Raw genomic sequence first — 12,672 nt, 5'->3', positions numbered from 1 at the left:
CCTAATGACGGAGCGCCCCATGACCCAGCCCATCGACCTCTACTTCTGGCCCACGCCGAACGGCTGGAAAGTGTCCATCGCGCTGCATGAATTCGACTTGCCCTACACTCTGCACCTGATCGACATCGGCGCGGGCGACCAGTTCGCACCCGATTTCCTGAAGATCAGCCCGAACAATCGCATGCCCGCTATCGTCGACCCCGATGGCCCGGACGGCGCGCCGATCGCCATCTTCGAAAGCGGCGCGATCCTGCAGTATCTGGCGCGCAAGACCGGTCGGTTCGGTGGAAGCACGGAACGCGAGCGCATCGCCGTGGACCAATGGCTGATGTGGCAGATGGGCGGCGTCGGACCGATGGCCGGTCAGGCGCATCATTTCCTGAAATACGCCCCGGCGATGGATCCGCCCAACGACCTGCCCTATGCCAAGGACCGTTACCGTTCGGAGGTGGCGCGCCTTTACGGGGTGTTGGACCGTCAACTGGCTGCCACGCGCTATGTCGCCGGCGATTTCTTCTCCATCGCGGACATGAGCCTTTGGGGCTGGACCTCGCTCTGGAAAGGGCAGCAGCAGACGCTGGACGACAAACCGAACCTGGCGCGCTGGCTCGCCGATGTCGGATCGCGGCCGGGGGTTATCGCCGGGCGGGCACTGGCGGCGGAAAAGCGGGGCGATTTTCGCCAGGACAAGGCCGCGCAGGACCAGCTTTTCAAGACGAAGGGCTAAGGCAGGATTTCGCCGGTGACACTGGCGGTGCACTGCGCATCTGTCATAGGGTGACGATAGGGAACTGAGGGAACGGGCAGCATGGGCTCACCTGGATTGCAGAAGACCGCCTTCGCGGCGTTGGCCGTGCTCGTGGCGCTGGCGGGCGTCGGCGTGCTTTCGGGCGGGGGTCTCTGAGCAATGGCGCAGCGCTATGGCGGCAAGCACAGCCCTCAGGGCAAATCGGGGATGCCCGGCACCATCGCCGCGCCCGCCCCGCATCTCAGATCACCGCTCAGGGGACAGGCCCGCACGACCATCCTGATGGCACTGGCGATCCTGCCGGTCATCACCGCGTTTTTCGCCGATGGCGCGCTCGGCCTTGCCGGCAGCATCGCCGCGGGTGCCGCGATCTTCTGCGGGGCGCTTCTGACGCGCGAGGGGCTCAAGGCAGAAGCGGCCTGGGCCGAGCGTCGCATCGCACGCCGCCCCGCCCTTCCGCGCAAGATATTCGGCGCGGTCGTGCTGGGTATCGGTGTGATGTTCGCCGCCGGAATCGGCCCGGCCGGGGCGGTCTATGGCCTGGTGGCGGCGGCCCTTCACATCGTCAGCTTCGGCATCGACCCGATGTCCGACAAGGGAATGGAGGGCGTGGATGCCTTCCAGACCGAGCGTGTGGCCCGGTCGATCGAGGAGGCGGAGCGTCATGTCACGGCGATGAACGACGCGGTCCTGCGTGCCAAGGACCGGGAGGCGACGGCCCGCGTCGAACGCCTGTCCGGCAAGGCCCGCGCCATGTTCCGCACGGTGGAAGACGACCCCCGCGACCTGACGTCGGCGCGCAAGTTCCTGGGCGTCTATCTGATGGGGGCCCGCGACGCGACGGTGAAGTTCGCCGATATCTATGCCGTCAGCCGCGACCCCGCCGCCAAAGCCGATTATTTCAAGCTGCTCGACGATCTGGAGCGAGGGTTCGATGCCAAGCGGGAAACCCTGCTGCTGTCCGACCGCACCGATCTGGATGTCGAAATCGAAGTCTTGCGGGACCGTCTCAAAGCAGACGGCCTGCCAACGGGAGAGTAAATTATGGATACCGCCACCCGCCAGAAGGCCGCCCAGGACACGGCGGAAGTCGACCAGATCGCGGCCGTCACCCTGCCAGAGCCGGGCACGGCAATCGTGCCGCTGGAAAAAGCCCCCGCCCCCGTGGCCGAGGAAATTCGCACCCGCATGGCCGAGCTGGACATGATCAACACCCAGTCGATCATCAGCTTCGGATCCGCCGCGCAGGCCGAATTGCAGCAGATTTCGCAGGCCATGCTGGCGGATGTGAAAAACAAGGACGTCGGCCCCGCAGGCGACAGTCTGCGCAATATCGTATCGACCATTCGCGGATTTTCGGTGTCGGAACTGGACGTGCGGCGCAAACGGTCCTGGTGGGAAAAGCTGCTGGGCCGGGCGGCCCCCTTCTCCAACTTCATCTCCAAGTTCGAGACCGTTCAGGGCCAGATCGACAAGGTGACCGACGACCTGCTCAAGCACGAGCATGTATTGCTCAAGGACATCAAGTCACTCGACAAGCTCTATGAAAAGACCCTCGATTTCTACGAGGAACTGGGCCTCTATATTGCTGCCGGTGAGGCCAAGATCGCCGATCTGGACGCAACGGCCATTCCCGCCAAGGAAGCCGAGATCGCGGCCCTGCCCGACGACGACAAGATGATCGGCAGTCAGGAGCTGCGCGACCTGCGCGCCGCGCGTGACGATCTGGAGCGCCGGGTCCACGACCTGAAACTGACGCGACAGGTCACGATGCAATCGCTGCCGTCGATCCGCCTGGTTCAGGAAAACGACAAGAGCCTGGTCACCAAGATCAACTCCACCCTGGTCAACACCGTCCCGCTTTGGGAAACTCAGCTGGCACAGGCCGTTACGATCCAACGTTCACGTGAAGCGGCGGAGGCGGTGCGCGATGCAAACGACCTGACCAATGATTTGCTGAAGGCGAACGCGAAGAACCTGCGGGAGGCCAACTCCGTCGTACGCATCGAGATGGAGCGCGGCGTCTTCGACATCGAGGCTGTGCGTCAGGCCAACGAGGATCTGGTCGCCACCATCAACGAAAGCCTGCAAATCGCCGATGAAGGCAAGGCGCGCCGCGCCGAGGCTGAAAAGGAACTTACGATCATGGAAAAGGAACTGCGCGAAACGCTGGCCTCGGCCACCGCGCGCAAGGACGGGGTCGGCACCACGACCGGCACGTCGGTTCCCGCCCCCTGATGCGGATGCTTCGGACCCTTGCGGCGATCGTCCTGTCGGCTGCCGTCGCAGCCTGTCAGACGGGTGCCGTGCCACAAGGTGGGTCGGTCGGTGTGCCGACCGTCCGCCCACCGCCCAGCCCCGCTGTCGCCACGTCCAGCCGCAGCGCGTCCGACGAAAGCAGGTCTCTGGCGCTTTTCTATGCGCGCCTGCAGACCCGGCTTCAGGGCGAGGGTCTGCTGCGGCAGGATATCGGGACGAATGTCGGATATTCAGCCGCCGATCTGGCCCGGAACTTCGAGCGGATCGCGCTGTTCTCGGAATACACGCAGGTCGGCGGGCGCTATATCGCACGTCAAAGCCGGGCGGAGTTGCGACGGTGGGATCGACCCGTCCGCGTCCAGATCCATTTCAGCCCCTCGGTGTCCGAGGAAATACAGCGCGCCGACCGGCTTCGCATCCTTGCCTATGTCAGTCGTCTGCGGCGCGCGACCGGCCATCCCATCAGCGTCGTAGGATCGGGCGGAAACTACCACATCTTCGTGGCGACCATTGACGAACAGCGCAGCCTCGGCCCCCAGATCCGTGCCGCGGAACCCGGTCTGACCAAACAGACCGTGCGGGAGATTACGTCGCTCGGCCGCTCCACCTATTGCGCGGTCTACGCGTCTTCGTCGTCGGACCGACCCAACGCCTACGTCTCGGCCATCGCCTTCGTGCGCGCCGAACATCCCGATCTTTTCCGTCAATCATGCTATCACGAGGAAATCGCTCAGGGCCTGGGGCTTGCGAACGACAATCCTGCGGTGCGTCCTTCGATCTTCAATGACGACGAGGAATTCGCCTTGCTGACCCGCCACGACGAGCTTCTCCTGACGATGCTCTACGACAGTCGGCTGCGTATCGGGATGACCGCCGAGGAGGCACGCCCGATCGTCGCCCGGATCGCATCTGATCTGCTCGGATCGGGCCCGGTCTGACCGCGTGGCGATGCCGCGCCCCTACAACTGACGCCTGCGCGCGCATAGGTGTTCTATTGATTTCGACCGTCCCAGGACGGCACAGGCATTTCTCAGGGAGCCATCCATGTCCATCCTCGATTTCCTTTCCGGCCAATTCATCGACGTCATCGAATGGACCGACGACACCCGCGACACGCTGGTCTACCGGTTCGAGCGTCACGGCCATGAGATCAAATACGGTGCCAAGCTGACGGTCCGCGAAGGACAGGCGGCGGTCTTCATCCACGAAGGCCAGCTGGCCGATGTTTTCATGCCAGGTCTGTACATGTTGGAAACCAACAACATGCCCATCATGACGACGTTGCAGCATTGGGATCACGGCTTCAAATCGCCTTTCAAATCCGAGATCTATTTCGTCTCCACCACCCGGATGACGGACCTGAAATGGGGCACCAAGAATCCGATCACCCTGCGCGATCCGGAATTCGGCCCCGTTCGTCTGCGCGCCTTCGGCACCTACACGATCAAGGTCGGCGACCCCGGCAAGTTCCTGACCGAGATCGTCGGCACCGACGGCGAGTTTACCCGCGACGAGATCCAGTTCCAGATCCGCAACATGATCGTGCAATCGGCGTCCCGCGCATTGGCCGGGTCGCGCATCCCCGTGCTGGACATGGCGGCGAACACCGATGATCTGGGCAAGATCGTCGCCGATCAGATTTCCGCGACGATCCAGGACTACGGGCTGACCGTGCCGGAGCTCTACATCGAGAACATCTCCCTGCCGCCCGCGGTGGAGGAGGCGTTGGATAAGCGCACGTCGATGGGCGTGCTGGGCGATCTGAACAAGTATCAGCAATACGCCACCGCCGAGGCGATGCAGGCCGCCGCAGAGCAACCGGGCGGTGGCATGGGCATGGGTCTGGGGGCCGGTATGGGCATGGCGATGGGCAACATGATGCAGGCCGGTCCCTGGGGGGCCCGTCCACAACAGCAGGCACCAGCCCCCCCGCCCCCGCCCGTGGAACATGTCTGGCACATCGCGGAAGGCGGCCAGACCAAGGGTCCATTCTCCAAGGCGCGGCTGGGCCGGATGGTCACCGACGGGGAAGTCACGCGCGAAACCCACGTCTGGACCCAAGGTCAGGATGGCTGGAAAACAGCCGATGACGTGGACGAACTGGCCCAGCTTTTCACCGTGATGCCCCCGCCCCCGCCGCCGGGCGTCTGATGCACCGCGTGGCTGCCTTCGATTGCGTCGTCCGGACTGGTACAATTGCCGTCGCCGGAAACACCATTTCCACGATCTTCCGGGCCGCCGCCGAACGCGATGCAAAGACGGCCGGGTCGATTTCGGTTTCGGGATGTCTGCTGGCCATCGACCGCGGGGTTCGCCCCACTGCGACGGCTTGGGCAGAGGGTCTTTACGAAAGGGGGCCGATGAAACGCCATTTTCTTCTGGCCGGACATACCTTGGGGGGTGCGGGGGTCTAGACCCCCGCCTTGCGTGCATATGCAGCTGCCCACCCGCCGCACCTGGCTCAAGACCCTGCATTGGTCGATGCTGCCGCTGTTCGTTTGGTTCCTGCTGGTGCAGCCCGGCGACGTCGCCGCCTGGGGCAATTGGGCGGTCAAACTGCACTCGATCTTCGGGCTCGTCTTCGTGGCGATGTGCCTGGGCTGGACGGTCTCGCTGATCTATCTCGGACTTGCGTCGCGCCCCGGTCCCAAGCTGCGCGGCGTCGCACGGGCCATTCACCGGCCCCTGCATCTCACCATCGTCTGGGGGCTGTTCGGCGTGGCGGTCACGGGTTTCTTGCTGGGTCTGACGGCCAGTCGCGTCCTGTTCGCCGGCACCATCCTGCCCATTGCCCCGCCGCTGGGCCTGCCGGATGCGAACCAATGGGTCGGCACGTTGCACACAGTGGAATTCTACGGCCTAGGTGTGATCGTTGCCTTCCACGCGGCCTATCATATCTGGCGACATTACCGGTTGCGTGACAACGCCCTGCGCATCATGGCCCCCAAAGCGTTGCAGAGGTTCTTGTGAAACTGCCCACCGTTCCCCTTACCGAAGCTGAGCGTCCGCCCGAAATCCCAAAGACCGAGGAACACCGCTTTCCCTGCGATGCCTGCGGCGGCGACATGCGGTTCGATCCGGGCCGCGACGCGATGCTGTGCGACCATTGCGGAAACGTCACGCCGCTGTCGCGCGGTGGCGACACGATACGCGAAATCGCGATCGACCGAGGCCTGAACGCCGATGCCGCCGTTCAGGAGGAAACGCGCGTCCTCAATTGTCCGAATTGCGGCGCCCAGGTGGAATTCGACCCGGCAATCCATGCCGCCGAATGCCCGTTCTGCGCCACACCCGTGGTCACGGGAACCGGCACCAACCGCCACATCAAACCCGCCGCCGTCCTGCCGTTCGATTTGCAGGAGGCACAGGCGCACAAGGCGATGGACGACTGGCTGGGCAACCTGTGGTTCGCACCCAACGGTCTTCAGAAATATGCCCGCAAGGGGCAGAAGATGTCCGGCATCTATGTCCCGTTCTGGACCTTCGATGCCCAGACCGACAGCCGGTATTCAGGGCATCGGGGGGATGTCTACTACGTCACGCAGACCGTTATGCGCGACGGCAAACCCACGCGCGTTCAGGTGCCCAAGGTCCGCTGGACGCCCCGGTCGGGCCGGGTTCGGCGGTTTTTTGACGACGTGGTGATCCTGGCCTCAACCTCCCTGCCCAAGGCGCATACCGACGCGTTGGAACCGTGGGATCTGTCGGGTCTGGCCCCCTATACCCCGCAATACCTTGCCGGGTTCCGGGCCGAGGCCTACCGCGTCGATCTGGAGGCCGGGCTGGTCGAGGCACGGGCGCGAATGGACGCGGTGATCGCGCGGGACGTGCGCATGGACATCGGCGGCGACCAGCAACGGATCAGCCGGATCGACACCGCCATGTCGGACGTGACCTTCAAGCATGTCCTGCTGCCGGTCTGGGTCGCGGCCTACAAGTACGGCGGCGAAAGCTATCGCTTCGTCGTCAACGGTCAGACGGGCCGGGTTCAGGGCGAACGCCCGTACTCCAAGATCAAGATCGCGTTGGCCGTTATCGCCGCGCTTATCGTGGCGGGGATCGCGCTGGCGCTCTACGGTGCGCAATAGGCGACGGTCCCCGCTGGCCCTTTGGGTCCTTCCGCGCTAGCAGATCGCCAAAACAGGAGAGACGCCGATGATCCTTTGCGCGGGCGAGGCCCTGATCGACATGCTGCCCCGCGACACGGCGGACGGGCCCGGATTTTACCCCGCAACCGGTGGGGCCGTGTTCAACACCGCCATCGCCCTGGGACGTCTGGGGGCACCCGTCGCGCTGCACACCGGTTTGTCGTCGGACCTGTTTGGTCAGCGTCTGGCCGCGGATCTGGTCGAAAGCCGGGTGGAAAACCGCGCCGCCGTCAGCGACCGGCCCACCACGCTTGCCTTCGTCACCCTGACGGACGGCCACGCGGAATATGCCTTCTACGACGAAGGCACCGCAGGCAGGATGCTGGCCCCGTGGGATGCGCCCGACATGACCGGGGTGGACGCGCTGTTCATCGGCGGCATCAGCCTGGCGGTGGAGCCGTGCGCGCAGGCCTACGAGGCATTGGCGCTTGGCCATGCAAACCTGCCGATCATGATCGACCCGAACATCCGCCCCGGCTTCATCAAGGACACAGACGTGTTTCGCGCCCGCCTCGACCGGCTGCTGGCGGTGGCCGACATCGTGAAGCTGTCGGACGAGGACATGGATTGGCTGGGCATGAAACCCGATGACGTTCTGGCCGCGGGGGCAAGGGTGCTGTGCCTGACCGAAGGGGCCAAGGGCGTGCGCGCCCTGACCGAGGACGCGGAAATCCATGTCCCCGCCCCCACGGTCGACGTCATCGACACGGTCGGCGCGGGTGACACATTCAACGCGGGCCTTCTGGCCGGTCTGCACCGTGCCGGCGCGTTGACCAAATCCACACCGTCGGACACCGATCTAAGCGCGGCGCTGGAACTGGGCGTGGCGGCAGCCGCGATCACCGTGAGCCGTGCTGGGGCAAACCCGCCCTGGGCCCGCGAGCTGTGACGGCGGCGCGGTGAAGGCTCTTGTCCAACGCGTCAGCCAGGCCCATGTCGAAATCGCGGGCGAAACCGTCGGGCGCACCGGCCCCGGTGTCCTTGTTCTGATCTGTGCGATGCAAGGGGACGCCGAGGCGAATGCCGAAGCATTGGCCGGGCGCATCTCTAAGCTGCGCATCTTCCGCGATGACGCGGGGCGGATGAACCGCTCGCTTCTAGACACCGGCGGTGGGGCCCTGGTGGTCAGCCAGTTCACCCTGGCCGCCGACACATCATCCGGGAACCGACCGGGCTTCTCCGCCGCGGCCCCGCCGGACGTCGGGCGACATCTTTACGAACACTTCGTGGCCTGCCTTCGCGGCACGGGCATCGTCGTCGGAACGGGCCGGTTCGGGGCCGACATGTCGGTCCATCTGGTCAACGACGGTCCCGTCACCATCCCGATGGAGCGCTGAGGTGATCGGCCAGCATCTGATCCTGGAACACTGGGGCGGTGCACTGGATGCGGAAGCGCTGCAGACGGCGATGCGCGATGCGGCGCGGGTCGCGGGTGCCACGGTTCTTGCCGCCCATTTTCACCCCTTCGACGGTGGCGGCATCACCGGCGTGCTGTTGCTGGCGGAAAGTCATATCACCATCCACACGTGGCCCGAACATGGCTACGCCGCCCTCGACATCTTCATGTGTGGCGATGCGAATGTGACGGCGGCGGCCGACGCGCTGGACGCCGCCCTTTGCCCGCGCGACAGCAGCCGGACGATCTTGCCCCGTGGTCAGCGGAACCATTCCTCCCAGCCCGCCTGATAGGCGCGTGGCAACGGATGGGTGGACAGCGTATTGACGGGCACGTCGCGCGGCCCGGTCCCGCCATCGAAAACCTGCGCGGCCGCAAAAGCGTCGGGGGTCAATACCGTCAGCCCGCCGGGGAAATCGGCCATGCGCGGCACCATACCGTCGGGCCGCGCCAGCACGAACCCCCACAGACCGAAACTTGGCACATAAGACCGGTACGGCGTGACCGACCATTCGGTCGCCAGCGTCTGCGCCACGATCCAGAAGGCATCGCCCGCGAACATCGGCGATCCGGCCTGCGTGACCAGCACGCCCTGCGCCGACATGCGACGCTTCAGCAGCCGCATGAACTCTACCGTGTAAAGCTTTGACAGAGAGATATTCTTGGGGTCAGGCAAATCCATGATCACGACGTCGAACGCCGTCTCGGCATTCCGCACCCAGACGAAGGCGTCGGCATTCACGACCTCCACCCGCGCGTCGCGCAAGGCACGATCGTTAAGCCCGGCAAGGTCGTCCCGGTCGCGGAAAAGCGCCGTAACCGCCGGGTCCAGATCGACCAAGGTCACCGCCGCCACATCGTCCCACCGCAGCACTTCGCGCACCGCCATCCCGTCGCCCCCGCCCAGCACCAGAACGCGGGCGCGGCGGGGGGCCTGGGCCATGGCGGGATGGACCAGAAACTCGTGGTAGCGCGCCTCGTCCGCGGTATCGAACTGGATTGCCCCATCCAGATGCAGCCGCGTGCGGTCGCGAAACCGGGTAACAGTAACCTGCTGATACTCCGTGCGCCGATCGAAGATCACCGTGTCGTCGTAAAGCGTCGCGTTCACCGACGCCGCGATCGGCCCCGACCACATCAACGTCGCCGCGACCAGTGCCGTCGCCGCGCCCCATGCGGCCATCGTACCGCGTGAAAGACGCGCGCGGAAAAGCCAGATCGTGCCGCCCGCGACCGCCAGGTTCAGCATCCCGAACGCCAGACCCGCCGCGATCAGCCCCAGGTTCGGGACGATCAGCACCGGAAAGGCCAATGCGGCCAGAAGCGACCCGAGGTAGTCGAACGACAGCACATTCTCGAACCGGAAGCGGCCCGCACCGATCTGGTTCAGGATGCGCGCCAGCAGCGGGATCTCCATCCCCGAGAGCGCGCCGACCGCGAACAGCGTGCCATACAGCGGCAGGGCCACCGCCTCGGTCTGCGCGTAGGTATAGAATGTCAAAAGGGCCGCGAACCCGCCGATCAGGCCCAGCCCGATCTGGGCGCGTACGAAACCGGTGACGGCATCATCGACGTAGCGTGACAGGAAGGCCCCCACCCCCATCGCCGACAGGAAGACGCCGATCACGAAGCTGAACTGGCGGATGGAATCCCCCAGCAGGTAGGAGGAGACGGTCGCCGCGATCAACTCGTAGATCAGGCCCGCGACCGCGACGACCAGCGTGGTCGCCAGCAGCCAGATCTGGGCGCGACGCGGGGCCCCGGTCGTGTGCGTCACGCGGTCCGAAGGATGGCCGCGATGATGATGGCCAGGGAAATGAACATGGCCCCCATCACGATGGCGATGGCGGTATTTTGATCCTCCTCCAACTCCTTGCGGAGCGAGAATGGCGTGAACAATTCGATCAGCCACCAGCAGGCCAGCAAAAGCGAGAGGCCGAAGAACGTGTAGAATATCGTCGAGACGACTTCGGAAAAGAGGATACCGTCGAAGGCGGTCATGGATGTCTCCCTATTTCAATATGTTCTGCATCATTTCACGCGCAGCCGACCCACACCGCCCACTCCGATCGATCCGCTGCGGATCGAGGCCCCGCGGGCCGCGGCCGCGACACCCACATCCCGGCTCATCGACAGGCCGTAGCTGGTGAAACTGGCCCAGGCCGCGCCGCCCAGCAGCGCAAGCGACAGGGCCATGATGACGAGACGCCCGAAATTCATGTCCCTACCCCTCCGATGACCAGTCCGAGCCCTTCCACCGGGCACTGCGCTTGGCAAGGCCGAAGAAGGGAATCGCCGCGGCGCAAAGTCCGAACAGACCCGCCGCCGCCCAGAGCCAAAAGGCATTCAGTCGCCCCTCGCGGAACGTGACCCGGAACGCACCCGAGGTGGCCCCTCCACTCTCGGACGCAACCGAGAGGGTGTAGTCCCCGGCCATGGGCGGCACGAAGTTCAGGGTCTGACTGCGACTGCCCTCGCTCCAGGAGTCTTCCCCGGACCCGCCGGAATAATAGCTGATCTCGCGGTAGGTATCGGCAAGTGCGGTGCCGTCGGGGGCCGTAAGTTGCACCTCGTATCCGGCGAAGGCATTGCGCAGATCGTGGAACAGTTCGACCCGCGCGGGACGGGTGGTGTCGCTGACGGCGAATACGATTTCGGGCGGCAGGTCCTGGGGCGATCCGCTGAACAGGCGCTGCGGGTCCGGCTGCATCGCCACCACCACAAACCCCAGCGCCACGGCGGCCACCGCCAGCCCGGCGAACCAGGCGATCATCATCGGACCGATGGCGGCCTTGATATCCTGCAGGGGGTGTTGGCCATGGACGCGCACGGGCGCTTCGACGCCGAAGGCGGCCTGCGCGCCGGGCCAGAGATGGCTGCGCTCGATCTCCCGCTCCGCGCCGCCCACCGGCTCCACGAAGGCCAGCATCCCGTCCGCAGGGTCGTCGGACATCACCGTGACGGTCGTGCCCGTGCGCCCCCGTTCGGGCCGCCAGTTGAACTCCCCCTCGACGTAGGTCGTTTCCCAATTCGTCGTCGCGTAGTAGCGATACCGCGTTCCTTTCCAGGACAGACGCGGCGGCGTCTCGGCCCGTTCGACCTTTGCCGACGTGAGAAAGCTGTGCATCGGCCCGTCGCGCAGCTTGCGGGTCAGGACGCAATGGCCGTCCTCCACCGTCAGCCAGGCATAGCCGTGGGTGGGCGAAAACAGCTGGTGATCGACCCATTCCCACACCTGTCGCCCCCAAACCTCCCGCTGGCCCAGCGTGCCGATCACAGTGAAGGTGACGCCGTCGATCGCGCCGGTCATGCCAAGGCCGAAGGGTGAGCTTGGCCGCTCCATCCCGTCCCAGACCTTCAGCACGCGGTAAGCATCGTTGGCATCCAGCGACGCACCACAATAGCCGCAGACCTGCGTGTTGACCCGGCCACCCCCCAAAACCGCCAGGCCCGCGCCGCAGTTCGTGCAATCGATGGCGCGCGTCGTTCCCGTCACGATGCGATCCCGTCGGCAGGTTTCATATCGAAGGGATCGATCCACCGACCCGCGAACCAGGCGGATCCGCCGTCCCAGCTTTCCCCGGACAAGAGCATCCCGCCCGGCCCCGAAAAGTTCGCGTACAGATGTGTATCGCCCAGGACGATCGGCTCCGGCAGTTGGCCGCGGAAGGCGACGGCGGTGGCATTGGACACCTCGGTGCAGCGATAGGTCACGCCGTCGAACTCAAGGGTCGCATCCAGCCTGAACGTCCCCCGGTCGGCACCCTTCGGCGCATCTATCGCCTGTTGTGCGACGACGTCCCCCTCGTCCACGGAGACCCACAGCCCGTCGCCGTCCAAGGCTCCGTGATATTCATCCCAATGGCCACGACCGTAGTCGTAGCGCACGTGGCCCGTCGCAATGAACTCGCCCCCTGGCAGTCGTACCGCGCGACCGATTTCGATCAGGGCTGGTGCAGTGACCATTTCTCCGGACGTGCCCGCGTTCAGAAGAACCTCATCCTCCAGCACGACGGAGGTGCCGCAGAAGTCGCAGTTCACCATGCGCGCATGGGCCAGAATTTCGGGCAAGGCCGCGCCGCAGTTGGGACAGGATCGGTCGCTCATATCGGCACCCTAGC

At 65.1% G+C, this 12,672-nt stretch carries 16 protein-coding genes; 11 read left to right on the top strand and 5 right to left on the bottom strand.

Features of this window, described 5'->3' with window-relative positions:
* The first annotated feature begins 19 nt into the window (after nucleotides 1–19).
* From JDO7802_RS10790 to speD, 11 genes are all read left to right on the top strand, one after another.
* Nucleotides 20–727, top strand: a complete 708-nt coding sequence (locus tag JDO7802_RS10790; RefSeq protein WP_055085448.1) for a glutathione S-transferase N-terminal domain-containing protein — start codon at nucleotides 20–22, stop codon at nucleotides 725–727.
* Nucleotides 728–907: 180 nt separating this feature from the next.
* Nucleotides 908–1,789 carry a 5-bromo-4-chloroindolyl phosphate hydrolysis family protein gene (locus JDO7802_RS10785; RefSeq protein WP_055085446.1) on the top strand — a complete coding sequence of 294 codons (882 nt, stop codon included), beginning with the start codon at nucleotides 908–910 and terminating at the stop codon, nucleotides 1,787–1,789.
* A gap of 3 nt (nucleotides 1,790–1,792) precedes the next feature.
* The gene (locus JDO7802_RS10780; RefSeq protein WP_055085444.1) at nucleotides 1,793–2,986 is read left to right on the top strand and encodes a toxic anion resistance protein; all 1,194 of its coding nucleotides are present in this window, start codon (nucleotides 1,793–1,795) and stop codon (nucleotides 2,984–2,986) included.
* Between the two features lie 5 nt (nucleotides 2,987–2,991).
* Entirely contained in the window at nucleotides 2,992–3,945 is a 954-nt protein-coding gene (locus tag JDO7802_RS10775) for a DUF2927 domain-containing protein (protein ID WP_055087211.1), read from the top strand.
* Nucleotides 3,946–4,051: 106 nt separating this feature from the next.
* On the top strand, nucleotides 4,052–5,158 hold the full coding sequence (locus tag JDO7802_RS10770; RefSeq protein WP_055085442.1) for an SPFH domain-containing protein: 1,107 nt from the start codon (nucleotides 4,052–4,054) through the stop codon (nucleotides 5,156–5,158).
* On the top strand, nucleotides 5,158–5,421 hold the full coding sequence (locus JDO7802_RS10765; RefSeq protein WP_055085440.1) for a hypothetical protein: 264 nt from the start codon (nucleotides 5,158–5,160) through the stop codon (nucleotides 5,419–5,421). The genes JDO7802_RS10770 and JDO7802_RS10765 overlap by 1 nt, the downstream gene beginning before the upstream one ends.
* Nucleotides 5,422–5,440: 19 nt before the next feature.
* Nucleotides 5,441–5,977: a cytochrome b/b6 domain-containing protein gene (locus tag JDO7802_RS10760; protein ID WP_055085438.1), complete on the top strand. Its 537-nt coding sequence runs from the start codon at nucleotides 5,441–5,443 to the stop codon at nucleotides 5,975–5,977.
* Nucleotides 5,978–5,979: 2 nt separating this feature from the next.
* A complete protein-coding gene (locus JDO7802_RS10755) occupies nucleotides 5,980–7,095 on the top strand; it encodes a TFIIB-type zinc ribbon-containing protein (RefSeq protein WP_245624231.1) in 1,116 nt (371 codons plus the stop codon).
* 67 nt (nucleotides 7,096–7,162) lie between these two features.
* Nucleotides 7,163–8,044 (top strand): carbohydrate kinase family protein, encoded by an 882-nt coding sequence (locus JDO7802_RS10750; protein ID WP_055085436.1) that lies wholly within the window; start codon nucleotides 7,163–7,165, stop codon nucleotides 8,042–8,044.
* Nucleotides 8,045–8,054: 10 nt separating this feature from the next.
* Nucleotides 8,055–8,492 (top strand): D-aminoacyl-tRNA deacylase, encoded by a 438-nt coding sequence (gene dtd / locus JDO7802_RS10745; protein WP_055085434.1) that lies wholly within the window; start codon nucleotides 8,055–8,057, stop codon nucleotides 8,490–8,492.
* A gap of 1 nt (nucleotide 8,493) precedes the next feature.
* Entirely contained in the window at nucleotides 8,494–8,841 is a 348-nt protein-coding gene (gene speD, locus JDO7802_RS10740; RefSeq protein WP_055085432.1) for an adenosylmethionine decarboxylase, read from the top strand.
* Here speD and JDO7802_RS10735 read toward each other — a convergent pair.
* The 5 genes from JDO7802_RS10735 to JDO7802_RS10715 are packed head-to-tail and all read right to left on the bottom strand — an operon-like array spanning nucleotide 8,811 to nucleotide 12,658.
* Nucleotides 8,811–10,328 (bottom strand): polyamine aminopropyltransferase, encoded by a 1,518-nt coding sequence (locus JDO7802_RS10735; protein ID WP_055085430.1) that lies wholly within the window; start codon nucleotides 10,326–10,328, stop codon nucleotides 8,811–8,813. The two genes, speD and JDO7802_RS10735, sit on opposite strands and share 31 nt — an antisense overlap.
* Nucleotides 10,325–10,552 (bottom strand): DUF350 domain-containing protein, encoded by a 228-nt coding sequence (locus JDO7802_RS10730; protein ID WP_055085429.1) that lies wholly within the window; start codon nucleotides 10,550–10,552, stop codon nucleotides 10,325–10,327. Before JDO7802_RS10730 ends, JDO7802_RS10735 begins: the two co-directional genes overlap by 4 nt.
* A 30-nt stretch (nucleotides 10,553–10,582) precedes the next feature.
* Nucleotides 10,583–10,771 (bottom strand): hypothetical protein, encoded by a 189-nt coding sequence (locus JDO7802_RS10725; protein ID WP_055085427.1) that lies wholly within the window; start codon nucleotides 10,769–10,771, stop codon nucleotides 10,583–10,585.
* Between the two features lie 4 nt (nucleotides 10,772–10,775).
* Nucleotides 10,776–12,047, bottom strand: coding sequence for a DUF4178 domain-containing protein (locus JDO7802_RS10720; RefSeq protein ID WP_055085424.1), 1,272 nt, complete (start codon nucleotides 12,045–12,047; stop codon nucleotides 10,776–10,778).
* Nucleotides 12,044–12,658, bottom strand: a complete 615-nt coding sequence (locus JDO7802_RS10715; RefSeq protein ID WP_055085422.1) for a DUF4178 domain-containing protein — start codon at nucleotides 12,656–12,658, stop codon at nucleotides 12,044–12,046. Before JDO7802_RS10715 ends, JDO7802_RS10720 begins: the two co-directional genes overlap by 4 nt.
* Between the last annotated feature and the right edge of the window lie 14 nt (nucleotides 12,659–12,672).

This window comes from Jannaschia donghaensis, from assembly GCF_001403795.1.
In the GTDB taxonomy this organism is placed as follows: Bacteria; Pseudomonadota; Alphaproteobacteria; order Rhodobacterales; family Rhodobacteraceae; genus Jannaschia; species Jannaschia donghaensis.
Note: the sequence above shows the minus strand (reverse complement) of the source record. Positions and strands in the feature narration are given on the sequence as shown.

Coding starts and splice junctions, on each gene's coding strand:
- JDO7802_RS10780 (WP_055085444.1), top strand. CDS start 1,793: ATGGATACCGCCACCCGCCAGAAGGCCGCCCAGGACACGGCGGAAGTC.
- JDO7802_RS10715 (WP_055085422.1), bottom strand. CDS start 12,658: ATGAGCGACCGATCCTGTCCCAACTGCGGCGCGGCCTTGCCCGAAATT.
- JDO7802_RS10765 (WP_055085440.1), top strand. CDS start 5,158: ATGCACCGCGTGGCTGCCTTCGATTGCGTCGTCCGGACTGGTACAATT.
- JDO7802_RS10750 (WP_055085436.1), top strand. CDS start 7,163: ATGATCCTTTGCGCGGGCGAGGCCCTGATCGACATGCTGCCCCGCGAC.
- JDO7802_RS10760 (WP_055085438.1), top strand. CDS start 5,441: ATGCAGCTGCCCACCCGCCGCACCTGGCTCAAGACCCTGCATTGGTCG.
- JDO7802_RS10775 (WP_055087211.1), top strand. CDS start 2,992: ATGCTTCGGACCCTTGCGGCGATCGTCCTGTCGGCTGCCGTCGCAGCC.
- JDO7802_RS10730 (WP_055085429.1), bottom strand. CDS start 10,552: ATGACCGCCTTCGACGGTATCCTCTTTTCCGAAGTCGTCTCGACGATA.
- JDO7802_RS10770 (WP_055085442.1), top strand. CDS start 4,052: ATGTCCATCCTCGATTTCCTTTCCGGCCAATTCATCGACGTCATCGAA.
- JDO7802_RS10790 (WP_055085448.1), top strand. CDS start 20: ATGACCCAGCCCATCGACCTCTACTTCTGGCCCACGCCGAACGGCTGG.
- JDO7802_RS10725 (WP_055085427.1), bottom strand. CDS start 10,771: ATGAATTTCGGGCGTCTCGTCATCATGGCCCTGTCGCTTGCGCTGCTG.
- JDO7802_RS10785 (WP_055085446.1), top strand. CDS start 908: ATGGCGCAGCGCTATGGCGGCAAGCACAGCCCTCAGGGCAAATCGGGG.